We start from the raw sequence: 24551 nt of genomic DNA, 5'->3' as shown, positions 1-24551 counted from the left end.
AGTTCGACCGCAACAAGCAGGGCCAGCACCAGTACCGCTACGCCAGCTCCTACTACGCCGGCTACCTGGCGTACCTGAGCGGCGACTTCGCCGGGGCCCGCAAGGACCTGGCCGTGGCCGAGCAGAACGACGCCTACCGCCCCGTGGTGCCGGCCGTGATGACGCAGATCTACTACAAGGAAGGCGACCTGGACGGGCTCATCAGCTACGGCACCAAGGCCCTGGCCCAGACCCCGCCCCCCGCAGTCGGCCGACGAGATACAGCTGCTGGTGGGCGACGCCTTCTACCAGAAGCAGGACTACAAGCAAGCCACCGTGTACTTCGACAAGTACGCCAACGGCCGCAAGAAAATCGACCCCTCGGTGCAGTACAAGGTGGGCTATGCCAACTACAAGATGGGCGACTACAAGGGCGCCATCGGCAGCCTGAAGGGCGTGGCCGCCCGCCGCGACTCCCTGGGCCAGAACGCAGCCTATCACCTGGGCCTCAGTTATCTGCAAACCCAGCAGAAGCAGCTGGCCCTGAATGCCTTCGACGCGGCCCGCAAGCTTACGTTTGACAAGAACGTCACCGAACACGCCACCGTCAAGTACGCCCAGATCAACTACGAGCAGGGCAACACCCAGGAAGTCATTGCCGCCCTGCGCGACTTCGACCGCAAGTATCCGCGCTCCAAGAACGCGGCCGTGGTGGACGATATCCTGAGCGAGAGTTTCCTGAACTCGGCCGACTACGCCCAGGCCCTGAACTACCTCGAGGGCCTCGAAAACCGCAGCGCCAAGCTCAACGCCACCTACCAGCGCGTGGCCTATTACCAGGCCGCCACGCTCTACAACGCCAGCCGCTTCCAGGAGGCCCTACCGGTAGTGGAGAAGTCGTTGAAATACCCGCAGGACGACGCCCTGCAGGCCGCCGCCGAAGTGCTGCGCGGCGACGTGTACAGCCAGGGTCAGCAGTACCAGCCGGCCATTACGAGCTACACCGCCGCCCTGCGCACCGCCGCCAGCGGCCCGGCCGCCCAAACCAACTTCGACCAACAGGCCCGCTACGGCCTGGGCTACGCCTACTACAACACCCAGCAGTATGAGAAGGCCCGGCCCCAGTTTCAGGCTTACCTGAAAGACGCCCAGGCCGCCAAAGACCCCAACTACTACGACGTCACCCTGCGCCTGGCCGACATCAACTACGTGGCCAAAAGCTACCAGACCGCGCTGGAAGGCTACAACCGCGTGATTGAGGCCAACGCCGCCGACAAGGACTACGCCTACTACCAGAAAAGCGTAGTGCTGGGCCTCCTGGGCCGCCGCGACGAAGCCGCCAGCACCTTGGCCACTCTGCTCAAAACCGCACCATCCTCGCGCTACGCCGATGATGCCGTGTACCAGCAGGCCCAGCTGGAGTTTGAGGGTGGCAACTACGAAGCGGCCGTGGCCGGCTTCTCGCGCCTGCTCGACAACCGGCCCAACTCCCCGCTGGCACCCACGGCCCTGCAGAAGCGCGGCGTAGCCTATGCCAACCTGGGGCAGCACGACAAAGCCGCCACCGACTTCAAGCGCGTGCTCGACCAGTACCCGCGCAGCAAGGCCGCCAGCTCCTCCATCTACTCCCTGCAACAGTCGCTCACGGCCCTGGGGCAGACGGATGAGTTTGATGCCTACCTGGCCCGCTTCAAGCAGCAGAACCCCAACGACGCGGCCGTGGAAAGCGTGGAGTTCGAGGCCGCCAAGTCGCTGTACGCGGCCGAGAAGTACGAGCAGGCCATTCCGCGCCTCGAAGCTTACCTCAAGCAGTATCCCAACAACGCCCTGGCCGTGGATGGCCGCTACCTGCTGGCCGACGCCTACCTGAAAACCGGCAAGAAGGCCGAGGCCCTCACGCGCATGAAGGCGGTGGTGGCCGAGGGCAAGTCGGAGTTTGTGAACCGCGCCGTGGGCCGGGTGGCTGATCTGGAGTTCGAGAACAAGAACTACGCTGAGGCCATCAAGTACTACGGCCGCCTGCAAAGCTCCTCCCAGAACCGCCGCGAAATTGCCAACGCCGGGGTGGGGCTGATGAAAAGCTACTACGAAAGCGGCGACTACCCGGCTACCCGCCGCGTGGCCGAAGAAGTGAAAAACCTGGGTAGTTCTTCCCTGAGTGCGGCCAACCAGGCCCTGCTTTATCTGGGCAAGGCCAGCTACCGCGCCGGTAACCTCGACCAGGCCGTGCCCGAGCTGACAGGCGCCGCGGCTGCGGCCCAGGATGAATCGGGAGCGGAGGCGCAGTACCTGCTGGCCGAGGTCCTCTTCAAGCAGCAGAAGTACGAAGCGGCGCTGGATGCGGCCTACAAGAGCAACTCCAGCTTCAGCAGCTACGAACTGTGGCTGGGCCGGGCATTCCTGCTGATTGCCGACATCTACACGGCCCAGGGCGAAGCCTTCCAGGCCAAGGCCACGCTGAACTCCATCATCGACAACAAATTCCCGGTGCCGGAAGTGGTGGAAGGCGCCAAGCAGCGCCTCGCCAACCTCGACAGCGGCACGCCGGCCCCGGCCAAACCCGCGCCCACCAAAGCCGGCACGACCACCAAGCCGGCTACCGGCAAAGCGCCCGCCAAGCCCGCCCCCAAAGGCCGCACAGTGCCACGCGCTTCCCTGCAGGCCGCTCCCACGGACAGCACGGCGGCCCCGGCTGAAAGTCCGGCCGAAGCTCCGGCTGAGGGTGAGCAATAGGAGCAAGCTGTAAAATACAAAAGAAAATAACCTTCTGATTAATAGGCCAAAGGTTCAGCTTGTGTAAAGCATCAACTGAACAAAGCCCTTTCCTGCTAGTATGACGCTTCGTTCCTCCCATACCGCCGCGGCTCTGGTGCTGCTGGCTGCCAGCGCGGCCCCGCAGCTGGCTCAGGCCCAGCGCACCCGCGGCAAGATTGAAGACGCCGAAATTGAGATTGTGAAGGAGCGCGTAAACCAGCTGCCCGAGGCCACGCGCAACTACGAGAAGGTGCAGATTGCGCCTCCGACCAAGACGGCCAAGCCGCTGCAGTATACCTTCCCCGACTTCCGCCTGCCTTCCGATAACCTGAATCCCTCGGTGCGGGTGCTCACCATCAAGCAGGAAGAGCTGGCCCCGCTGCTGGGCAACTACGTGAAGGCGGGCCTGGGCAACTACGGCACCGTCTACGGCAAGGCGTACCTGCACAACACGCGCGACAACGCGGCTTCCTATGGCGTCAACCTTAGCCACATTTCCTCGGCCAAGGGCCCCGTGGACGGCAAAAACTCCGGCGTAGCTCAAAGCAGCCTGGGCTTGCACGGCGAAACCTACAGTGGGCCGATGACGCTGGGCGCACGCCTCGACCTGGGCCGTGAGCGGTACAACTTTTACGGCTACGCCCCGCGGGAGCCGCGCCCCGACGCCGACACGCTCAAGCAGGTATTCAACCGCGCCGCCGCCAAGGTGTACCTGCGCAACCGGGCCGCTGGCGCCCAGTTCCAGTACGACCTGAGCGCGGGCTTCCGCTACTGGAAAGACAACTTCGCGGCCCGGGAAAGTGACTTCCAGCTGGGCCTGCAGTCGAAATACTACCTCACGGAGAAAACCCGCGTGGCCATCAACGGCGAGGCTTCGTTTATCTCACACAAGGATTCGGTGAGCGTGAGCCGGCCGTTTGTGCAGGTGACGCCCGCCCTGGAAGTGGATTTCGACCGCCTCGACGTGTCCATTGGGGCCACGCTAGGCTACACCGGCGACACAATAGGAACGGCCAAGCAGTTCAACGTGTACCCGGCCGTGCGCCTGGGCTACACCGTGGCCGAAGACCGGTTTGTGGTGTACGGGGGCCTGGGTGGCGGCCTGCAGCGCACTACCATGTACGACCTGACCACCGAAAACCCCTGGCTCGGTCCTAACCAGCGTGTGGCCGACACCCACCGCGGCCCCACGGTGTTCTTTGGCTTCTCGGCCACGCCGGTACGCGCCCTGGAGCTGAACGCCAAAGTGACGCTGGCCAACGACCAGAACCTGTACTTCTATAACAACAGCCGGCGCGACTCTACCCGCTTCGATTTGGTGTATGACCGCAAAACCACCCAGTTCATGAACGTGCACGGCGAGGCGCTCTACAACGCTGCCGAGCGGTTCCGCCTGGGCGTCAAGGCCGACTACAACGCCTACAAAACCAAAACCCTGGCCGAAGCCTTCCACCGACCTACTTTCCAGGGTACGTTCTTCGGCTCCTACAACTTCATGGATAAGCTGCTGGTAGGCGCTGAGCTCTACACCTTGTCATCGAGCTACGGGGCCGTAACCCGCTTTGTGCCCGACACTAGCGTGCCGCCGACCACCTCCGGCACCTACGTGCAGACCGTGCGTCCCACCGACAGCGTGGTGGACCTGAACCTGCGGGCTGATTATCGATTCTCGGATAATCTGTCCATCTTTGCTATGGGTAATAACCTGCTGGGCCGTAAATACGAGCGTTTTCTTCTCTACCCGGTGAAGGGCGTAAACGTGCTGGCCGGCGTTACTTACCAGTTCTAACTGGTGAGGTGATGAGGTGACACGTAACATGTAAAAGGGCAGCGGATATGTTGTCCTGTTGCCTGTTACCTGTTACGTGTCACCTTATCACCTGTCACCTCAAACCATCTGGAATGCAGCTTTCCGACCATATCAGCGCCCTGCTCCGCGACCATGACTGCGTGATTATTCCCGACTTTGGGGGGCTTATTGCTGATTACTCCCCGGCGCATATTCACCCGGTGCGCCATACGCTGGCGCCGCCCACGAAGCGCGTGGCCTTCAACCAGGCCCTGACGCGCAACGACGGTCTGCTGGTAGACGCGCTGAGCCGGACGCTGAACATGCCGGCGGCCCAGGCCCGCCAGCTGGTGCGCGAGGCCGTAGCGCGGATGCAAAGCGAGCTGACGGCTGCCCAGCGCACGGAACTGCCCGGCATCGGCATCTTCCGCCACGCCGCCGGCCGCGGGCTAGACTTTGAATATACCGGCACTCACAACCTGCTCACGGCTTCCTTCGGCCTGCCCGAACTCCTGTCGCGCCCCGTGCGCGCCACCGATGCTATGCAGGCCCGGGAGCGGGGCACGGAACTGCCGGAGCCCGTTTTGCGGGCCTCACGCAGCCGTTTGGGCCGCCGCGTACTCAACGGCGTAGCGGCCGCGCTGATTGGTGGTTTGGTGCTGTCGGCCAATTACATGTTTGCCCTGCGCATGGGCTACCTGCCCGATAACCTGCGCGGCGCCACGGAATGGGTAGCCAGCTCAGACACGCCGGAGCCCGCCGCCCAGGTAGCCGAGCGCCAGCAGGCCGCCCTGGCCCAGCCGGGCTGGCACGAGCCTGCCGTAGCCAAGCCTGAGCCCGCCGCTACGGTAGCAGAGCCGGTGGCAGCAACCGTAGCCGCCCCCGAAAAGAAAGCGGTGGCTGCAACCTCAGCTCCGGCTGCGGCGTCGGTAGCAGCAAAGGTGGCCGCCCCTAAAACGGGCAGCGCTACAATTTCCGGTATTACCAATCGTTGGTACGTGGCGGTGGTTGCCGTCAACAACGAGGCTTCGGCCCGGAAGCTGCAGCAAGCCTACGCCAGCAAGGGCAAAGCCACTCAACTGCTGCTGCCGCGCCGGGGAAACCGCTTCATCAAGGGGACCCGATTCTACCGCCTTTCCGCCGCTGATTTCGCTGACCAGGCTTCCGCCAAGCGCCACGAGGCTATCGTAAGAAAGCAGTTTGGCGTTCAAACCGAAGTCATTAACTATTAGCATGACGCCATTTCTGCTGCAGGTTTCTGCCGCCGCCCCCGACACTACGGCTGCTGCCGCCACCACCGCACCTACCGCCGACGTTGCTACCGACACCGGCCTTTCGCTGATTGACCTGGTTCTGGCCGGTGGCTGGATTATGGTGCCGCTGTTTCTGCTGCTGTTCGTTTCGATTTATATCATCTTCGAGCGGTATCTCACCATTCGCAAAGCCGGCGCCGTGCCCGACTCGTTCATGCCCGGCATCCGCAACCTGATGGTGAAGGGCGACCTACAGGGCGCCAAGATGCTCTGCGCCCAGAACGCCTCTCCGCTGGCCCGCATGATTGACAAGGGCATCCGCCGCATTGGGCAGCCGCTCAAAGACATTGAAACCAGCGTGGAGAACGTGGGCAAGATTGAAATTGCCCGCCTCGAAAAGAACATCAACGTGCTGGGCATCGTGGCCGGCATTGCGCCCATGCTGGGCTTCGTGGGTACCATCGTGGGGGTTATCAAGATCTTCTACGCCATCAGCTCCACCGGGGACTTTGGCATTGCCCAGATTTCGGGCGGTCTGTACACCAAGATGGTGACTTCGGCGGCCGGCCTCATCGTGGGCATCGTGGCGCACATCGGCTACCACTGGCTCAGCATTATGGTCGAGCGTATGGTCTTCCGCATGGAAAACTCGGCCATCGAGTTCATGGACATTCTGCAGGACAATTAGCGAATGTGGTGGAATGTGAAAATGTGGTAAATGTGCTTAGGCGTTTCAGTAGCACATCATTTCTCACATTTTCACATTCTACCACATTACTCACATTTCATAAGCAATGGATTTAAGCCGGCGCCGTAAAGTTTCTTCCCACGTCGAGACCAGCTCGATGAACGACATCATGTTCTTCCTGATGCTGTTCTTCCTGATTGTATCGACGATGGTGAACCCGAACGTTATCAAGCTGATGCTGCCCAATGCCCGCTCGGGCAAGCAGGCCGTGAAGCAGCCCATTACGATTTCGGTGGATGGGCAGGGCCAGTACTTTCTGGACCGCACGCCCGTAACGGCTGCCACCCTGGAAACAACTCTGGCTCAGCGCGTGGCTGGCCTGGAGCAGCCCACCGCCGTGCTGCGGGTAGATGCCTCCCTGAACGTGCAGAAGCTGGTAGATATCCTCGAAATCGGGAACCGGCTGAAAATAAAAATGGTCATGGCCACCCAGGCCCAGCAGAAATAGGGTACTGGTTTTTAGTTATTCGTTTTTGGTTGTTGGTAGCTAGGTGCAGCATGCGTACCCCTTAGGCTGGATGGACTGGTTTCATCTGGCTGCGTAAAAGCCCCTGATGCCAAAAACGAATGACTAAAAACCAACAACCAAAAACAAAAAACCACCCCATGGAATACCGCGAGGAACATAGGCGCGAGGCGCTGATTGGCACAGTGGTGTTTCACGTGCTGCTGGGGTTGCTGTTCTGGTTCACCGTCTTCAAAGGCCCCGATCCGCCGCTCCTGGAGCTGGGCGGGGGTGGGGTAGAGCTTAACTACGGCATTGACGAGGCTGGCTCCGGCGATGTGCAGAGCACGGCCCCGGCCAACGAGTCACCCAACCGCGAAGACTCGCGCCCACCGGCTTCGCAGCCCGACCCCGATCCGCAGCCCGCCCGCGAAGAGTCACAGCCCGACCCGCAGCCGGCTGAGGAAGCCAAAGTAGTTACCAGCGAAGCCGAGGAAAGCCCCATAACGGTGCCGCCCACGGAGAAGCCCGCCCCGCCCCGCGAGGAGCCCGTGCGCGAAGCGCCCAAGCCCAAAGTTGACCAGCGGGCCGTGTTTACGCCCCGCGGCAGTCAGAATGGCGGTGGCAATGGTGAAAACGGTACTAGTAACCGCCCCACCGGCAACAACAACGGCGACCGGCCCGGCGCCGTCGGTGACCAAGGTGACCCCAATGGTTCCCTCGACGCCAAGGCCCTGTACGGCACGCCCGGTAGCGGCGGCGGTAGTGGCGGCGGCAACGGCCTGGAAATGGCCGGCTGGGCATTCGAGGACCGGCCCAGCGTTCCGGCTATCGACAACAACTCGGGGACCGTGCGCTTTAAAGTCAAAATTAACGCCGACGGCGAAGTAGAAGCCGTGACGAAGGTTTCCGGTAACGTGTCGCCGGCCCAGGAAAAAGCGTGTAGCGACGCGCTGTACAAGTCGTCCTTCCGCCGTACCACCTCGGCAGTCGGCGGCGCCACTGGCTTCTATACCTTCCGTATCACGGTCCGGTAAGGCAGGCATTTGATATTTCAGGAGCCGTCGGCGGGAAATTCCGGCCGGCGGCTTTTTCTTTGCGCATGAATTACGAAGAAACCCTGGCCTACCTCTACACTCAGCTGCCCATGTTTCAGCGGGTAGGCGCGGCGGCTCACACTAAGAGTCTGGCCAACATCGAGGCGCTGATGGAAGCTATGGGCCACCCCGAGCGGCAGTTCCGGAGCGTGCACGTAGCGGGTACCAACGGCAAGGGCAGTTCCTCACACTGGCTGGCGGCGGTGCTGCAGGCGGCGGGCTATAAAGTAGGCTTGTATACCTCGCCCCACCTGCGGGAGTTCACGGAACGCGTGAAGCTGGACGGCCAGGAACTGCCCGCCGACTACCTAGTGGACTGGGTGGCGCGCTGGCAGCCCGTGTTTGAGCAGCTGCAGCCCTCATTTTTCGAAATGACGGTGGCCCTGGCGTTCCAGTACTTCGCCGAGCAGCAGGTGGATATAGCCATCATTGAAGTAGGCCTGGGTGGGCGGCTGGATTCCACCAACATCATCCACCCGCTGGTGTCGCTCATCACCAACATCAGCTTCGACCACATGGCGCTGCTGGGTAATACGCTGCCCGAAATTGCCGCCGAAAAAGCTGGCATCATCAAGCGCGGCGTGCCCGTCGTTATCAGCCAGTACCAATCCGAGGTGGCCGAGGTGTTCCGCCGGAAAGCCGCCGAGGAAAGCGCGCCCATTGTCTTTGCCGCCGATGAATACGCGGTAGAATTGGTGCGCGAGCCGGCCTTTGATGAGGAAGAGCAGTCGGTGCGCGCAGTACGCCGTGCCGACGGAAGTAGTGTCGAGTACACCCTGGGCCTGGTAGGCGACTACCAGCGCCTGAACCTGCCCGGCGTGCTGGCTTCGGTGGACGAGTTGCGCCGCCAGAGCTTCACCATTTCCGACGAGGCGCTGCAAACCGGCCTACGCAAGGTGCGGGAGCTAACCGGCCTGCACGGGCGCTGGACCATACTGGGCCGCAGTCCGCTCATCATCTGCGACACGGGCCACAACGAGGCTGGCCTGGGTATGGTGATGGCGCAACTGGCCCGCGTGCCGCGCCGGCAGCTGCACTTGGTCCTGGGCACCGTCAACGACAAGGACGTGCCTCACATGCTGGCCCAACTGCCCGCCGAGGCCACCTACTATTTCTGTCAGGCCAGCATTCCAAGAGCCTTACCGGCCTCGGAGCTGGCGGCGCAGGCTGCCGCCGCCGGGCTGCGGGGCACTCCCTTTGGCACCGTGCCCGCCGCCGTGCAGGCCGCCCGCGCCGCCGCGCAGGCCGATGACGTCATCTTTATTGGTGGCAGTACCTTCGTTGTGGCTGAAATCCCCGAGCTGTAAGTTTCTGGTTGCTGGTTTATAGTTGCTGGTTGTTCTTCAATGAAAATCAACACATCAGCACATTTTCCACATTAGCGAAGCGCCGCACATTTGCACATTTTCATCACATTAGCACATTCCCTTCGTGAGTCGAATTAAACTTGTTCGTTTTGCCGAAAATGCCACCCGGCCCGAGATTGTAGAGCCGGGCAAGGACACGTACCAGCAGCTGACCGGGCGCTGGAACGAAGCCTTTTTTCTTCAGCGCAGCCGATAACGCTGGAAATGGGCTGCGGCAAGGGCGAATATACCGTGGGGCTGGCCGCCCGCTACCCCGAGCGCAATTTCCTGGGCCTCGATATCAAGGGTGAAAGAATCTGGCGGGGGAGCACCCGCGCCCGGGAGCAGGAGCTTACCAACGTGGGTTTCCTGCGCACCCAGGCCCTCACGCTGTTGGCGCATTTTGCCCCGGGCGAGCTAAGCGAAATCTGGATTACCTTCCCCGACCCGCGCCCCCGCCTCGGCGACGCCAAGCGCCGCCTCACCGCCCCGCGCTTTCTGGATCTGTACCAGCGGGTGCTGCGCCCCGGCGGCCTGGTACACCTCAAAACCGACAGCGAAGCCCTGTTCGACTACTCCCTGGAAACCGTGCAGGCACGGCCCGGAGCCACGGTGCTGGCTCATACCAAGGATTTGTACGCCACGCCCGAACTGCTGCCCCACGCCGAAGACATCCAGACGCATTACGAGCGGCGCTACCGCAGTGAGGGTATTCCGATTAAGTATCTGCAGTTTCAGCTAAGCTAACCCTTGCCGTTCGTTATGGAGCCTATTCCGACCATTCACCTCTTTCCGGTGCTGGATGAGCACCTGCTGGCGCTGCTGCGCGGCCTGCGCCCCGAGCAATGGGAGCTGTCTACCGTCGCGCCCAAGTGGCGGGTGCGCGACGTGGCCCTGCATCTGCTCGACGGCAACCTGCGCGCCCTTTCCATGCTCCGCGACGGGTACTTCGGGCAGGCTCCGGCCTCTACGGACTACGCGGGCATTGTGCAATTTCTGGATGAGCTGAACCACAGCTGGGTGCAGGCCGGCCAGCGCCTCAGCCCGGCCGTGATTACCTGGCTGCTGGAGCTGTCGGGGCCGGAGTACTGCCGGCTGCTGGCCTCGCTCGATCCGCAGGCGCCGGCCGCATTTTCGGTGGCCTGGGCCGGTGAGCAGGAATCCCGAAACTGGTTTCATGTAGCCCGCGACTACACCGAAAAGTGGCACCACCAGCAGCAGATCCGGCAGGCAGTAGGCGAGGAGCAGGCCCTGCTAACGGCTGAGCTATATCATCCGTTTCTGCAAACCTGCCTGCGCGCCTGGCGCTGGCACTACCGCCACGTAGCCGCCCCCGAAGGCACGCAGGTAAGTCTGCACATTACGGGAGAAGGCGGTGGGTACTGGCAATTGCGTCGCGCAACGAGCACCTGGGAGCTGGCAGAATCCGAGGCCACGGAGCCAGTAGCGCGCATCACCTTGGCAGGGCCGGTAGCCTGGCGGCTGTTCACCAAAAGTCTGCCCCGGGCCGCTGCCGAGCAGTACGTGCTCTTGGAAGGTGACCGGGCGTTGACCGAGCCATTCTTCAGCCTGCTCACGATTATGGGGTGAACGGTTTTCTGGCTGAGTGGTTGGTTGCGTTATAGCGTCCAGTCATTCAATCATTTAACCATTTAATCCTCCAGCGCTTCGAAGACTTTCTCCATTTCATCAAAATCCCGCAGGCCGGGCTTGATTTCGTGGCCGCCTTCGAGCACGATGCCGGCCACTTGCACCTGCTGGAGCAACTGGCGCAGCGTGATACCCTCAGCAAAGCCCGCGGCCAGCCAGACCGGGTAGGAGCGGGCCTGCTCGCTAAGGTGGGCCAACTGCACACCCGTGAGCGGGGCGGGCGGGACGTCGGGCAGCACAATGCCCTCCGTATGGGCTACCAGCTGCCGGAAGCGCAGGTCCACGTCTTCGGGCAGCATGTCAGGAATCCAGTGCGCGAGCTGTAGTGCCGGGCAGGCAAGGCGGGCCAGCTCGTGGGCGGGCCGGGCGCGGTGCAGCAGCACGTAGTGCAGGCCGCACTGCGCAACCAGGGCGTTGATATCGTCGATGGGCAGGGAATGAAATTCGCCTACTAGCTGTACGCCGGCTACCCAGCCGCTCAGCTCCTGCACCACGGCGGGCTCCAGGAAGCCGGGCAGGGCGGGGTCGAGGCGGAAGGTGAGGTAGTCGGCGCCCATGCCGGCGCAGTAGCGGGCATCCGACAGGTTATTGATGCCGCGCACCAGCACGGAAGTAATCAGAGACATACGAAACGGTGAGGAAAGGCGAGCAGAGCGGGAGGCAGGCAGTTAAGGCCGCAATATCCGAAACCCGGTCTAATTATTCAGTTCTAAATGCAATCCGCCTGTTTTCTCCCCGCCGCCCCACTATCCAGCCAGCTAATTAGAACGTCCTGCAACCCTCCAAGTATTCCACCAGAAAACCATCCAACGACCCAACCTCCGTACCTTTGCGCATTCGGCCGGAACCTTTCACGCTTCGGGCGCAATTCACATCACGTATGAATACTTCGAAAGGACGGGTGCTGGTAGCCATGAGCGGCGGCATCGACAGTAGCGTAGCGGCCGTGCTGTTGCACGAGCAGGGCTACGAGGTGGTCGGGATGACCATGAAAACCTGGGACTACGCCTCGGCGGGCGGCTCCAAGAAAGAAACCGGCTGCTGCTCGCTCGACAGCATCAACGATGCCCGCCAGATTGCCGTGGAGCTGGGCTTCCCGCACTACATCATCGACATCCGCGACGAGTTCGGCGACTTTGTTATCAGCAACTTCACCGAGGAATATCTGGCCGGACGCACACCCAACCCCTGCGTGCTCTGCAACACCCACATCAAGTGGGATGCCCTGCTGCGCCGCGCCGATCAGCTCGGCTGCCAGTTTATTGCCACCGGCCACTATGCTCAGGTGCGCGAGGAAAACGGCCGCTACGTTATCAGCAAGGGCCTCGACGACAATAAGGACCAAAGCTACGCGCTCTGGGGCGTGAGCCAGGAAAGCCTGAGCCGCACGCTGTTCCCATTGGGCCAGATGCGCAAAACCGAAATCTACGACGAGGCCCGGCGCCGCGGCTTCACGGAGCTGGTAAACAAGCCCGAGAGCTACGAAATCTGCTTTATTCCCGACAACGACTACCGCGGCTTCCTGCGGCGGCGCGTGGCCGGGCTGGAGGAGCGCGTGGCCGGCGGACAGTTTGTGCTGCGCGACGGCACCGTGATTGGCACCCACGAGGGCTACCCGTTCTACACCATCGGGCAGCGCAAGGGCCTGGGTGTGGCCCTGGGCTTCCCGGTGTACGTGACGGAAATCCGCCCTGAAACCAACCAGGTAGTGCTCGGCAACTACGAGGAACTGGCCAGCACCCGCACCGTGGTGGGCAAGCTGAACATGGGCAAGTACGCCTCCCTGGTCGGCCGCGGGCTGGTGCCCAGCACCACCAAAGTGCGCTACAACCACGGCGGCTCCCCGGCATTTCTGGAGCAGATCGACGATAAAATCTACGTATATTTCGAGGAGCCCGTGCACGCCATCACGCCCGGTCAGGCCGCTGTTTTCTACGAAGGCGCCGACGTACTGGGCGGAGGCTGGATTGAGCGTCACATTATCGAGGAAACCCCCGTATCAGCCACTCAAACCGTAACAACTCTATGATGCACGTAGCTGGGTGGCTGCGCCGCGCCCTCGCGGTGGTAGCTGTGGCCGGGGTGGCCTACGCCTGTGATTCTGAAACCGAGGAAGCCACGCCCCGGGGCACGGACTACTACCCCGTAGCCACCGGCACCTACCGCATCTTCGAGGTGGAAGACGTAGAGTGGAAAGACAATCAGCCGACCAGCACGCATTCCCAGTTCCGGGAGCGGATTACCGACACCTTCACCGATGCCGCCGGGCTGTTGAGCTACCGCGTTATCCGCTCGAAGCGCGCCTTGGTCTCCGATGCCTGGCGCGACGACAGCGTGTACGTGTTGACGCCCACCAGCCAGACGCTGCAGCTCTCGGGCCAGAACATGCGCACTGTGGAGCTGGTGTTTCCGGTGCGCGAAGGCCGCCGCTGGAACCCCTACGCCTTCTCCGATACCGATACGCTGGGCCGCCGCTATATTGACGTGAACAAGCCCTTCACGGCCGGGGCCAAAACCTACGACGAAACCATCACCACCACCGACGACGGGGACGACGACGCCTACTACTTTTCCAGCCGCCGGCAGGTGTTTGCCAAAGGCGTAGGGCCGGTGTTCCGGGAACGGAAGCGGTATTTCTATTGTCAGAACCCGAACCCCGACCAGGGCGGCTGCCCCGTGGCCGCCGGCTACATCCAGACCGGCCGGGAGCGGCGGGAAGTGCTGCTGGAAACCGGCCAGCTGTAAGTAGCTTTTGTTTTTCTACGTCCAGTATTCGGGCCGGCGTTGGTCGGCCCGTTTCTTTTTCTCTTCTTCTATGAAACGACTTGTTACGACTCTACTGGTAGGCGCGGCCCTGTGGGTCGGCAGCGTGCCCGCTTCGGGCCAGACTACGGCGCGCAAGCGGCTGGTTTATTTCAAGGATAAAACTGAGTCGCCCTTCCGCCTCGACCAGCCCGGAGCCTTTCTTTCCCCGCGGGCCCAGGAACGGCGCCAGCGTCAGAACATTCCTCTCACCGTGCAGGACCTACCCGTGAACCCTGGCTACGTAGCCCAGGTGAAGGCTGTAGCCGGGGTGAGCTACTGGTACCCTTCGCGCTGGTTTAATGCCGTCATGATCAGCTGCGACGATGCTACCCTGGCCAAGGTGCAGGCCCTGCCCTTTGTGCGCCAGGCCAGCACCCTCAACCGCCCGGCCGCTACCACGCCCCAGCCCACCACCTACGCCCCCCGGCTGCCAACGCAACTGCTGCTCCGGCCGGGCAGCGCTCCACCTATGGCAAGGCCTACGCCCAGGCCGTGCAGATCGGGGCCGTGGCCATGCACGATGCTGGTTTCCGGGGTGAGGGAATGCAGATTGCCGTATTCGACGCGGGATTCCCGAGCGTAGACAAGCTGGCTCCTCTGCAGCCCCTGTTCACCGAAAAACGCCTGGCCAGTACCTTCAACTTCGTGGATAAAAGCAAGGGCGTGTTTCTGCGCGACTCTCACGGCACCAGCGTGCTGTCTACCATGGCGGCGGATCAGCCGGGCTTTTTCACCGGCACGGCCCCTAAGGCAACGTATCATCTCTGTATCACCGAAGACGTTAATTCCGAAACCCCGGTGGAGGAAATGAACTGGCTGGTGGCCGCCGAGTACGCCGATTCCGTGGGCGTGGACATTATCACCTCGTCGCTGGGCTACACCACCTTCGATTCGCAGGTGCCCAGCCACACCTACGCCGACCTCGACGGCAACACGGCCATTGGCTCCCGCGCCGCCGACCTGGCCGCCCGCGTGGGCATTCTGGTGCTCAACAGTGCCGGCAACGAAGGCAACAAAGAATGGAAATACGTGGGCGTACCCGCCGATGCCGACTCCATCATTGCCGTGGGGGCCGTCGATTCGACAGGGGTGCGCAGCGCCTTTAGCTCCGTGGGGCCCACCGCCGACGGCCGCATCAAGCCCGACCTGGCCGCCCGGGGTGGCTTGGCCGCCGTGCTTCGCCCCTCGGGCACGGTGCAGCTGGGCAACGGCACGTCCTACGCCTGCCCCATTCTGGCGGGCATGACGGCCGGCTTCTGGCAGGCCAACCGCACCCGCACGGCCCAGGAAATCATTGCGCTGCTCAAGCAGTCCGGCACCCAGGCCGCCGCCCCCGATAATCTGCTCGGCTACGGCATCCCGGATTTCGTGCGGGCCTACAACCTGGCTAATCCCGGTACGCCCCTGGGTAACCGTGCGGCCCGCACCGTGGGCACCGTGCGTGTTTTTCCCAACCCCACGGAGGCTGACTTCGTGCTGCTGGCTTTGCCCGCCGAGCTCCAGCGCCAGACCCTGAAGGTACGTGTGTACGATGGGCGCGGCACCCTTATCAGCACCCAAACTCTCATGGGCCAGACCGCGCCGATAAGCCTGCGTACCGGCCGCCTTGCCGCCGGCGCCTACACCTGCCTGATCAACGCCGGCACCGCGCAGTATTCCACCCGCTTCGTGCGCCGGTAGCTGAGCTGCTGTAGGGGCTTGTCCCCGCCTGGTCGTTGAACAATAGATGCGGATGAGTGCTGAACTCGTCCAACGGCGGGCGGTGACAAGCCCCGCGCCCTCCTATATTCGCTTTACACTCCACCCTCTATTCCTTTGCTTTCATGCTACAAATGATGATTTCCAAGCGCATTGGGCGCCGCCAGTTCCACTTCACCGTGCAGGGCGTCAACTTCCACGAGGTGGTGGCCGAGTACGACCGGCTCAGTTTCCCCGATGTGCTTAACTGCGGTATCTGTGGGTCCGACAACCTCGATTTATCGTCCCGCGTGGCTCAGGACAAGTTCAAGTACACCTCCGTGAAGTGCGTGGACTGCCGCGCCGACCTGACCTTCGGCAAGATGCAGCGCGACGACCAGACCGTGTTTCTGCGCCGCCGCGAAAACGGCGACCTGGACTGGCAGCCCTGGCGCCGCCGCGACGAGGCGTAGTCGGCCGCATGCTGGCGGGCCCAGCGTACAACGTCTGACTGGTTGAAGGTAGAACCACTGCCCCAACCGGCCGACTTTGTACGCTGGGCCCGCTTTTTTACGTTCTGTGCTGCCGCCGGTATCCAACCCAACGCCTACCTTCGTGTTCATGACCGCACCTCGCCGCCCCATACCGCTGCTGGCTCCTTCCTTGCTGGCCTCCGACTTTGCCAACCTGCAGGCTGAAACCGAAATGCTGGCCCGCAGCGCCGCCGACTGGCTGCACTGCGACGTGATGGACGGCCGCTTCGTGCCCAATATCTCCTTTGGCCTGCCTGTGCTTCAGGCCATCCACCGCCATGCCCGCCAGCCCCTGGATGTGCACCTCATGATAGAGGAGCCCCAGCACTACCTGGCCGCTTTCCGCGACGCGGGCGCCGCCAACCTCACCGTACACTACGAGGCCTGCCCGCACTTGCACCGCGTAATACAGCAGATCAAGCAGCTGGGCTGCCGGGCCGGCGTGGCCCTCAACCCGCACACTCCCGTGTGGGTGCTCGAAGACATTGCCGCCGACCTCGACCTGGTGTGCATCATGTCCGTAAACCCCGGCTTCGGGGGCCAGAGCTTTATTCCAAATACCCTGCGCAAAGTAGCGGCCCTCAAGGAGCTATTGGTGGATTGCGGCTCGCCCGCGCTGATTGAAATCGATGGGGGCGTGAGCAGCGACAACGCCGCTGCCCTGGTGCAGGCGGGCGCCGACGTGCTGGTAGCCGGCTCCTTTGTGTTCAACTCCGCTGACCCCGTGCGGACGCTGGCCGAGCTGCGCGAGCAGGTAAGTGCCACCGTAGCTACTGAGGAAGCCGAATGAAGAACGTGGGGTGGAGCGGGCGGCCAGCCGCTCTGTGGTTGGTGCTACTGCTGTTGGCGCTGGGCTTGCCGGCCGCTATAGCTCAAACGGCCGCGCGCGTGCTGGTGGAAGGCGTGGTGCTGGACGCCGCCGGGCAGCCGGTGGAGCTGGCGGGCGTAGGCGTAGAAGGCCAGCCCGGCGGCACCAACACCGATGCCGCCGGCCGGTTTTCTTTTTCCGTGACTCCACCTACCGGGGCGCGCCCACTTATGCTGGTGGTGCGCCGCATTGGCTTCCAGCCCTTGCGCCAGCCCCTGGACCTGGCCAACTCCCGGGAGCTGAAGCTTACGCTGCAAACCGATACCCGCTCCCTGCGCAACGTGACTATTCGGGCCCGCCCCGGCGCCACCGACGTGCGCGAGCAAGTCAGCATCACACCCCTTGACCCGCGCGCGGCCAAGGAGCTGCCTTCCGCCTTCGGCGACTTTAATAAGATCCTGACCACGCTGCCCGGCGTAGTCGCCAACAACGAGCTGACGAGCACCTACGCCGTGCGCGGGGGCAACTACGAGGAAAATCTGGTGTACGTGAACGGCTTTGAGGTGTACCGCCCGTTCCTGGTTACCTCCGCCCAGCAGGAAGGTTTGAGCTTCGTGAACCCCGACCTGGTAGACAACGTGGAGTTTTCGACGGGCGGCTGGCAGCCCCGCTACGGCGACAAGTTGGCCTCGGTGCTGAGCGTTAACTACAAGCGCCCCGAGCGGTTTGCGGCCTCGGCCACGGCCAGTCTCACCGGCGGCACGGCCCACGTGGAGGCTACCTCGCCGGGCCGCCGGCTTACCTACCTGGTGGGGGTGCGCTACAAGAACCCCACCTACGTCTTCAACACGCTCAAAACTGCCCAGGGCCAGTACAATCCCACGTTCTACGACGCGCAGGTGTACCTTACCGCCGCCCTGGGCCGCGACACCACCGACCCCGGCCGCACCACGCTCAGCCTGCTCACGGCCGTGGCCCACAATGATTTTCTGTTCACGCCCGTGTCGGGCAAGGCCACTTTCAGCACCGGTACGGCCCAGTTTCAGCGCCTGACCATCCTTTACGACGGGCACGAGCGGATGCAGTACGACACCTACCAGACGGGCCTGAGCTTGCGCCGCCGCTTTTCGCGCACCTTCACCGGGGAGCTGCAGGCGGGCTTGCTGCTATCCAGGGAGCTGGAATACCGCGACGTGGAGGCTGGCTACTTTTTCGCCGATATCAACCGCGACCCCAACTCGCCCGACTTCAACCAGGAAGTGCGCCAGCGCGACGTAGGCTCCCGCTTCAATAACTCCCGTAACACCCTTCGCGCCCGCGTGGGTACCCTGGAAGCCCGCACCGAGTGGACGCCCGGCAACCGCCACAGCGTGCTGGCTGGCGCCAAGGCCGGGCAGGAGCAGATCGAGGACGTACTGAATGAGTACAGCTACGTCGACTCGGCCGACTTCGTGCCTGACTTCCGGCGCACCCGCCTGCGTTCCGACCTGAACCTGGACAGCTACCGCTACCAGGGCTACGTGCAGGACCGTGTGGCCCTGGACTCCCTGCGCACGCTCACCTACGGCCTGCGCGCCCACTACTGGACGGTAAACGGGCAACTGGTGGTGAGTCCCCGGGCCCAGTACTCGTTTATCACGCGTCGCAACCCGCGCCTCTCGTTTAAGTTCGGGACGGGCCTGTACTACCAGCCGCCATTCTACCGCGAGCTGCGCCGCCAACAGGCCGAGCGGGCCACGCCCCAGGCCCCGCTGGTGTACGCGGCCTCCCTGAACCCGGAGCTGCGCGCCCAACGCTCTTTGCACGTCATTGCTGGCTCCGACCTGCAGTTTGAGCAGTGGGGGCGGCCCTTCCGCCTCACGGGCGAGGTGTACTACAAGTACATGACGGACGTGGTGCCCTACGATATAGACAACGTGCGCCTGCGCTACTACGCCCGCAACAACGCCACGGCCTACGCCGCCGGCTTTGATGCCCGGGTGAGCGGGGAGTTTGTGAAGGGCGACGAGTCCTGGATCAGCCTGGGCGTGCTCACCACCCGCGAGAATCTTTCCGACGACTCCCTGACGGTATTCAATGCCGATGGGCAGGCTGTGGGTAAGGAGCCAAAGGGTTACATCCGTCGCCCGAGCGACCAACGCCTGAACCTGGGCATCTTCTTCCAGGACCATTTGCCCAACATCCCCTCGGTGAAAGGCTACGTGAATCTGGTGTTTGGCTCAGGGCTACCGTTCAGCCCGCCTGATGCGCCGGAGCTACGCGGCACCACCAAGCTTACCCGCTCCTACAAGCGCGTGGATATTGGCTTTTCCAAAGTGCTGAGCTTGAATAGCAACGCGGCCACCCGCCGGGTCGGGCAGCTGGAAAGCCTCTGGCTGGGGCTGGAAGTGCTCAACATCATTGCGGCCAACAACGTGGGCGGCTACAACTACGTGCAGGACCTGAACGGCCTGACCTACGCCGTGCCCAACTACCTCTCGCCCCGCGTGGTGAACGTGCGCGTAATTGCACGGTTCTAGACAAGGTGCCAGCAAGGCAAACCCTTTATGGGCTTACTCCCAGCCAGCCGAACAGCGTAAGGTGAACACCCAGGATGAGAGGAAAGACCAGATAAGCGGCCCATTGCTGGCGCCGCGTACCAGACGACGACATACTCGCTTGGTTTAGCACCAGCAGGTAAGCCGGCAGCAGGCCGAAAAAGAGGAAGGCGTGAATGAAACCCTGACCTTCATGGTCGTGGGTGCCGCCGCCGTAGTGCTTAATACCAGCATCGTGCGCGCAGATTAGCAGAGCCGCCAGCGTGGAGCGCAAAGCCAGAGGGCCAGGCGCCCGGAGCAGCAACAGCGTGAGAACCAATACCACCAGGGGCGTGAGCAGGATTTCCAGGGGAGCGGCATAGTAGGCGAGCAGGACGTTGGCACCGACCAGCATCAGGCTGGCTAACAGGGCCAGGAACAGTTGCATAACGAGGCCCGGGTTACTGATGCACGTCCTTAAACCGAAGCATAGCGCCTAACTGCTCTTCCTTTTCGGCATCGAAGCCGCAGGTGGCCGTAAAGCGGACAGGGTTGCGGTAGGTGCCAAACAGCCAGTCCCACACCACCAGGTCGCCGTAGTTGTGGCTGTGCTGCTGGTACTGGTGATGGACGCGGTGCATTTCGGGCCGCTGAAAAATGTAGCCCACCCAGCGGGGCGTGCGCACGTTGGTGTGGTAGAAAAACTCACCCAGGGCCGTGCAGAGGGTGTAGATGGCACCGGCCGCCGGACTCAGCCCCAGCACCGTGTACACCAGCAAGCCGCCAAGGAGCGAGTTGACCGTCATTTCCAGCGGGTGCTTGTAGAAGGAGGTAATAACCTCAATGCGCCGGGGGCTGTGGTGAATCTGGTGAAAGTGCAGCCACAGAAAATCCTGGGTGTGGCGCCAGCGGTGCCACCAGTAGAATACGAACGTGGCCACCACGTAGGCCAGCAGGCCGCCGGCCACCGGCCCCAGGTGCCGGGAAACGTGCAACAGCGAGTAGGCCGAAAACCATTTTTCCCAAGTGAAGCCCGCCACCACAACCACCAGCAGTTGGGCCAGGTTGACGGTCAGTACCCGCCGCGGCCAGGTGAGAACCCAGGGCAGCTGCCAGCCTGGAACTACACGCTCCAGCACAAAGCAGAAGACAAACGCCAGAAAAATAACGACCAGCAGAGGCGGAGCTGACAGGCGGTAGCCGCCAACGAGCAGCGCAGCAAATAGAGAAGCCATAACCAAAGGAGCTAAGAGGGTGTTTGGGAATTCACTCGGTTGTAGCACGTCGTAACGTCATGGTCAGATTGGCGAGCAGTATCCAGGCCGCATGGCTGGCCGGGGTGCGCTCGTAATCCACGACGATGCGCCGAAAGCAGTTGAGCCAGGCGAAGGTGCGCTCCACGACCCAGCGCTGGGCCACGGGCACGAAGCCCCGGTCGGCACTGGGCGGGCGGCTGGCCACTTGGTGCTGCCAGCCCAAGGCCCGGACCTGCTGCGCAAAACGACCGTGGTAGGCCCGGTCGGTGAGCACGGTGCGCAGCCGGCTGGCCCAGGCCGGGCGCAGCTGCTCGCGCCGGGGCAAGAGCGGGTGGGCCGCCCGGCTGTCGTGTCCGCTGGCCGCGTGCACGACCACCTGCCAGATGCGGCCGCCCGTGTCGCACAGGACCTGGCGCTTGCGGCCGTTCACCCGTTTGTGCGCGTCGAGGCCGCGCTGCTGGTTCAGGCGCGGGGCCAGTTTGACGCTTTGCGCGTCGACTAGGGCCAGCGACGGGGTGGGCAAGCGCTGACTCGCCAGCCGGTCGGCGCGGTTGCCGGCCTCGTTAAGCCGTTGCAGCGTGCCGGTGGCTTGCCAGCGGGCGAAATAGTAGTACACCGCCGACCAGGGCGGGAAACACGCCGGCAGGCTGCGCCACTGGCAGCCCGTGCGGCACACGTAGCGCAACGCGTCAACGACTTGGCGCAAACACAAGCGGCGCTTGCGTTGCAGGGGCAGCAGCGGCGCAATAACTTGCCACTGCGAGTCAGTAAGGGGTTGATAGCACTCACCCATAAAGCGAAAAGGAGCCTAGGAACTCCCCACGCAACTTACTGGCTCGTTTCTTTTGGCCCGAACCTAATTCCCAAACACGCTCTAAGTGAAAGGATGCTCCAAAAGTCAGATTTCGGGGATTCGAAACGCTTGATATATGTCAAGAACTGCGGCGGGCGCGCAGGCGGCTCAGGGTTTCGGGGGTGAGGCCCAGGTGAGAGGCCAGCAGCTTGAGCGGCACCCGCTGGAGGATGTCGGGAAAGTCGCGCAAAAGCTGCTCGTACCGCTCGGCGGCTGAGTACATGCGCAGGTGCAGGGCCCGCTGCTCACTGAGCATGTAGTAGCGCTCCGTGAGCGTGCGCCCGATAAAGTTAAACTCCGCAAACTCCCGGTACAACTGCTGCAATTGCGCGTAGCTGAGCGACCAGAGCCGGCAGTCTTCCAGGGCCTGCAGGTATTCATGGGAAGGCTGTCGGGCAAAAAAGGAGTGAATCGAAATCACGAAATTCCCCTCCGGCATAAACCAGGCCGTGACTTCCTTGCCGTCCTTGAGGTAAAACCCGCGTACCAGTCCCTGCTCCAGAAAATACAGCCGATTGGCCGTTTGCCCGGGCTGGAGCAGATAAGCCCGGTCGGCCACCGCTTCCGGGTGCGCCAGCTGCCGCAGCGCCGCTACCAGCCCTTCCGACATCGGGTGAATCGACTCGCACACGGAAAGAAACGCTTCCATGCTCGCCAAGGTAATGCCTCCGCGGCCGATAAGAAAACAGGCGCCGTTTCGGGGCGCCTGTTAGAGTCGAGAGCAAATAATCGAAGATGCTTAGTACGCTTTGGCCTGCCACTCGGTGAGGGCAATGCGCATGTTAGGCTGCTGGGCCTTGAAGTTGGCGTCGTCTTTGTCGCCGAGCTTGAGGGCCTTGCGGGCGTAGAGAACGGCCGTGCCGTAGTCCTGCTTGGAGGCCATAAGCCGGGCCTTGATCCAGGTGTTGGTGTAGGACTCGTTGAGGCGGATGGACTCGTTGATGTAGTGCAGGGCCTGCTCGGCCTGCAGGTTGTTCTGTACCATATACTCGGCGGCCTGGGCCAGCAGCTGCCAGTTGTTGGGGCGGGCGGCCAGGGTTTGCTCGATGCCGGCCAGCACCTGCGCGTGCACGTCGGTTTCGATGACAAGTGAGCCGGTAAGCCTTTCCCAGCTCAGATTTAAGTGCGCGGCCGTGGGGCGCACGTCGGAAAACCAGTAGCACAATGTCTCGCGGAAGGCGGAAGCTTCCGGCACGATGGGCACGCGCACCACGTCCTGGGTTGCATCGTAGCCCTCCGCGCCCCAATGGGTGGTCACCTTATTCAGCACAAACTGCCAGTCCTGGTCCGACACGGGCAGCACAAAGAGCGAGTATTTGCCCGCCAGCACCAGCTTGCCGTTCAGGTGCACGTTGCTGGAAAAGCTGATGACGGTATTCTCGTTGGCGCCGGCCCGCCAGATCTGGTTGTAGGGTACCAACTGGCCCCATACGCCCCGGCCTTTCACGCTGGGCGAATGATACTCCACGGTTACGTCGGTGAGGCCCACGGTTTGCTGCAGCAGGGCGCGGGGACTGGCCTGGGGAAGCGGCAGCTGTACCTGGGTGGTATCGGGGGAGCCCGATTGCGCGGCGGCGGTAGGACAATACCCGGCCGCCAGCAGCAAAAGTCCGGCAGAGAAAAGAAAGCGCGTAAAAGCCATAAGCAAAACCAGCAACAGGTGCGGCCCCATGTTCGAAACAATAGTGCCAAAAAGTGGGAGCAGGGCGAAAAGAACGAAGATACAGGTTGCTAATTTGATTTTTTCCGATGAAAAGTTTTCAACTCTGGCCGGCGCGCTTACCTTTGCCCCGCTACTCCAAGCCCCGTATGCCTTTCTCCGCGCTTTTCCTGAGCCCCTCAAGCCACCTGGCTGCCCCCGTTGCGGGCCGCCTGGCCAGGGCCGGCGCGTCTGAGACCCAGCATCACCATCACCACGGGCATCATTCCTCTTTCTAGAGGAATATACGCATCATATTGACCCCGTTGGGCGAACCGCACCCCTGGTTCCCCGGCCCCCGAAAAACCGGTGGCCCGGCCGAATATTGGCCTTTTTCCAACGTTTGGGTCTGTTGCCCTGTTTCCCGCCCAGGTTCCCATTCTGAATTACGATTGAGTGTTGGCCATTCCGGGCAATTGCTCATTACTAATTCGTAATTATTAATTGAAAGAAATATGCTCCGTCTGGCCATCCAGAAATCGGGCCGCTTAAGCGAAGACTCCCTGAATCTGATTCGGGAGTGCGGCATCAGCTTCCTCTCGGCTTCCTACAAGCTCAAAACCGAAGCCACCAACTTTCCCCTCGAAATCCTCTACCTGCGCGACGACGACATTCCTGGCTACGTGCAGGACGGCGTGGCCGACCTGGGCATCGTGGGCCAGAACGTGCTGGTGGAAGCCGGTTTCCCGGCCCTCGAGGTCGAAGGGCTGGGCTTCAGCAAGTGCCGCCTGAGCCTGGCTGTACCCCGCGCCGCCGCCTACGATTCGGTGCAGGACCTGCAGGGCGTGAACATTGCCACCTCGTACCCGCAGATTCTGGGCGCTTACCTCTCGGAGCGCGGCGTGAAAGCCAACCTGCACACCATTAGCGGCTCGGTGGAAATTGCCCCCAGCATCGGGCTGGCCGAGGCCATCTGTGATATTGTGAGCAGCGGCTCCACGTTGCTGGGCAACGGCCTGCGCGAGGTGGAAACCGTGTTCCGGTCCGAGGCGGTGCTTATTGCCAACCAGAACCTGAGCGCCGAGAAAAAGGAGCTGCTGGAGCAGCTGCAGTTCCGGATGCAGGCCGTGCGCCGCGCCCGCCGCAACAAGTACATCGTGCTCAATGCCCCCGTGGCCGCCCTCGACGCGGTGAAGGCCCTGCTGCCCGGCATCAAGTCGCCGACGGTAACCAAGCTGGCCGAAGAAGGCTGGGTGTCGGTGCAGTCGGTGGTGAACGAGGACGACTTCTGGCACATCACCAGCCAGCTTAAAGCTGTCGGTGCTGAAGGCATCCTGGTGCTCCCGATTGAGAAAATGATTTCATAGAGACTTGGGGTCTTGGGGACTTGGTTGATGGTCGAA

24 protein-coding genes are annotated in these 24551 nt (G+C 62.5%); 18 read left to right on the top strand and 6 right to left on the bottom strand.

Translation table 11 applies throughout. From position 1 onward, the window contains the following. Positions 1-270 precede the first annotated feature (270 nt). The 10 genes from LRS06_RS20855 to LRS06_RS20815 all read left to right on the top strand — a co-directional run bounded on the left by LRS06_RS20855 (position 271) and on the right by LRS06_RS20815 (position 11001). On the top strand, positions 271-2712 hold the full coding sequence (locus LRS06_RS20855; RefSeq protein WP_374679437.1) for a tetratricopeptide repeat protein: 2442 nt from the start codon (positions 271-273) through the stop codon (positions 2710-2712). A 100-nt stretch (positions 2713-2812) separates the two neighbouring features. Continuing rightward, positions 2813-4522: a hypothetical protein gene (locus LRS06_RS20850; RefSeq protein ID WP_257873292.1), complete on the top strand. Its 1710-nt coding sequence runs from the start codon at positions 2813-2815 to the stop codon at positions 4520-4522. Between the two features lie 113 nt (positions 4523-4635). Further along, positions 4636-5754, top strand: a complete 1119-nt coding sequence (locus tag LRS06_RS20845) for an SPOR domain-containing protein (RefSeq protein WP_257873291.1) — start codon at positions 4636-4638, stop codon at positions 5752-5754. Between the two features lies 1 nt (position 5755). Next, positions 5756-6463 (top strand): MotA/TolQ/ExbB proton channel family protein, encoded by a 708-nt coding sequence (locus tag LRS06_RS20840; protein WP_257873290.1) that lies wholly within the window; start codon positions 5756-5758, stop codon positions 6461-6463. Positions 6464-6569: 106 nt separating this feature from the next. Further along, a complete protein-coding gene (locus LRS06_RS20835; RefSeq protein ID WP_257873289.1) occupies positions 6570-6971 on the top strand; it encodes a biopolymer transporter ExbD in 402 nt (133 codons plus the stop codon). A gap of 158 nt (positions 6972-7129) precedes the next feature. After that, a complete protein-coding gene (locus LRS06_RS20830) occupies positions 7130-8005 on the top strand; it encodes a hypothetical protein (RefSeq protein WP_257873288.1) in 876 nt (291 codons plus the stop codon). Between the two features lie 65 nt (positions 8006-8070). Continuing rightward, positions 8071-9372 carry a folylpolyglutamate synthase/dihydrofolate synthase family protein gene (locus LRS06_RS20825; protein WP_257873287.1) on the top strand — a complete coding sequence of 434 codons (1302 nt, stop codon included), beginning with the start codon at positions 8071-8073 and terminating at the stop codon, positions 9370-9372. 124 nt (positions 9373-9496) lie between these two features. After that, positions 9497-9628, top strand: a complete 132-nt coding sequence (locus LRS06_RS25465) for a hypothetical protein (RefSeq protein WP_308239920.1) — start codon at positions 9497-9499, stop codon at positions 9626-9628. Between the two features lie 8 nt (positions 9629-9636). After that, positions 9637-10158, top strand: coding sequence for a tRNA (guanosine(46)-N7)-methyltransferase TrmB (gene trmB, locus LRS06_RS20820; protein ID WP_308239919.1), 522 nt, complete (start codon positions 9637-9639; stop codon positions 10156-10158). A 15-nt stretch (positions 10159-10173) separates the two neighbouring features. Continuing rightward, entirely contained in the window at positions 10174-11001 is an 828-nt protein-coding gene (locus tag LRS06_RS20815) for a maleylpyruvate isomerase N-terminal domain-containing protein (protein ID WP_257873286.1), read from the top strand. Positions 11002-11063: 62 nt separating this feature from the next. On the opposite strand, the gene LRS06_RS20810 is transcribed toward LRS06_RS20815, so the two are convergent. Further along, a complete protein-coding gene (locus tag LRS06_RS20810) occupies positions 11064-11687 on the bottom strand; it encodes a hypothetical protein (protein WP_257873285.1) in 624 nt (207 codons plus the stop codon). Positions 11688-11941: 254 nt separating this feature from the next. Between LRS06_RS20810 and mnmA the strand changes: the two genes are divergently transcribed. The 7 genes from mnmA (at position 11942) to LRS06_RS20775 (ending at position 19403) form a co-directional block, all read left to right on the top strand. Continuing rightward, positions 11942-13090 carry a tRNA 2-thiouridine(34) synthase MnmA gene (gene mnmA, locus LRS06_RS20805; RefSeq protein ID WP_257873284.1) on the top strand — a complete coding sequence of 383 codons (1149 nt, stop codon included), beginning with the start codon at positions 11942-11944 and terminating at the stop codon, positions 13088-13090. Further along, complete coding sequence (locus tag LRS06_RS20800) at positions 13087-13806, top strand: hypothetical protein (RefSeq protein ID WP_257873283.1); 720 nt, start codon at positions 13087-13089, stop codon at positions 13804-13806. Before mnmA ends, LRS06_RS20800 begins: the two co-directional genes overlap by 4 nt. 70 nt (positions 13807-13876) lie before the next feature. Next, positions 13877-14449 (top strand): hypothetical protein, encoded by a 573-nt coding sequence (locus LRS06_RS20795; RefSeq protein ID WP_257873282.1) that lies wholly within the window; start codon positions 13877-13879, stop codon positions 14447-14449. Further along, complete coding sequence (locus LRS06_RS20790) at positions 14410-15546, top strand: S8 family serine peptidase (RefSeq protein ID WP_257873281.1); 1137 nt, start codon at positions 14410-14412, stop codon at positions 15544-15546. The genes LRS06_RS20795 and LRS06_RS20790 overlap by 40 nt, the downstream gene beginning before the upstream one ends. A gap of 152 nt (positions 15547-15698) precedes the next feature. Beyond that, the gene (locus tag LRS06_RS20785) at positions 15699-16016 is read left to right on the top strand and encodes a hypothetical protein (protein WP_257873280.1); all 318 of its coding nucleotides are present in this window, start codon (positions 15699-15701) and stop codon (positions 16014-16016) included. Positions 16017-16164: 148 nt separating this feature from the next. After that, entirely contained in the window at positions 16165-16866 is a 702-nt protein-coding gene (gene rpe / locus LRS06_RS20780; protein WP_257873279.1) for a ribulose-phosphate 3-epimerase, read from the top strand. Beyond that, complete coding sequence (locus LRS06_RS20775) at positions 16863-19403, top strand: TonB-dependent receptor (RefSeq protein ID WP_257873278.1); 2541 nt, start codon at positions 16863-16865, stop codon at positions 19401-19403. Before rpe ends, LRS06_RS20775 begins: the two co-directional genes overlap by 4 nt. 25 nt (positions 19404-19428) lie before the next feature. Here the strand turns inward: LRS06_RS20775 and LRS06_RS20770 are convergent, their stop codons facing one another. From LRS06_RS20770 to LRS06_RS20750, 5 genes are all read right to left on the bottom strand, one after another. Then, positions 19429-19848 (bottom strand): hypothetical protein, encoded by a 420-nt coding sequence (locus LRS06_RS20770; protein WP_257873277.1) that lies wholly within the window; start codon positions 19846-19848, stop codon positions 19429-19431. A 13-nt stretch (positions 19849-19861) separates the two neighbouring features. Next, positions 19862-20635 carry a sterol desaturase family protein gene (locus LRS06_RS20765; RefSeq protein WP_257873276.1) on the bottom strand — a complete coding sequence of 258 codons (774 nt, stop codon included), beginning with the start codon at positions 20633-20635 and terminating at the stop codon, positions 19862-19864. Between the two features lie 31 nt (positions 20636-20666). Then, the gene (locus tag LRS06_RS20760; protein WP_257869898.1) at positions 20667-21449 is read right to left on the bottom strand and encodes an IS5 family transposase; all 783 of its coding nucleotides are present in this window, start codon (positions 21447-21449) and stop codon (positions 20667-20669) included. A 139-nt stretch (positions 21450-21588) separates the two neighbouring features. Continuing rightward, the gene (locus tag LRS06_RS20755; RefSeq protein WP_257873275.1) at positions 21589-22158 is read right to left on the bottom strand and encodes a Crp/Fnr family transcriptional regulator; all 570 of its coding nucleotides are present in this window, start codon (positions 22156-22158) and stop codon (positions 21589-21591) included. A 90-nt stretch (positions 22159-22248) separates the two neighbouring features. Next, the gene (locus tag LRS06_RS20750; RefSeq protein WP_257873274.1) at positions 22249-23151 is read right to left on the bottom strand and encodes a DUF2911 domain-containing protein; all 903 of its coding nucleotides are present in this window, start codon (positions 23149-23151) and stop codon (positions 22249-22251) included. Between the two features lie 512 nt (positions 23152-23663). Here LRS06_RS20750 and hisG point away from each other — a divergent pair. Beyond that, positions 23664-24515 (top strand): ATP phosphoribosyltransferase, encoded by an 852-nt coding sequence (gene hisG / locus LRS06_RS20745; protein WP_257873273.1) that lies wholly within the window; start codon positions 23664-23666, stop codon positions 24513-24515. Positions 24516-24551 lie beyond the last annotated feature (36 nt).

Source organism: Hymenobacter sp. J193 (genome assembly GCF_024700075.1).
GTDB lineage: Bacteria > Bacteroidota > Bacteroidia > Cytophagales > Hymenobacteraceae > Hymenobacter.
The sequence above is the reverse complement of the archived record's forward strand: the minus strand, read 5'-3'. Positions and strand labels throughout refer to the sequence as shown.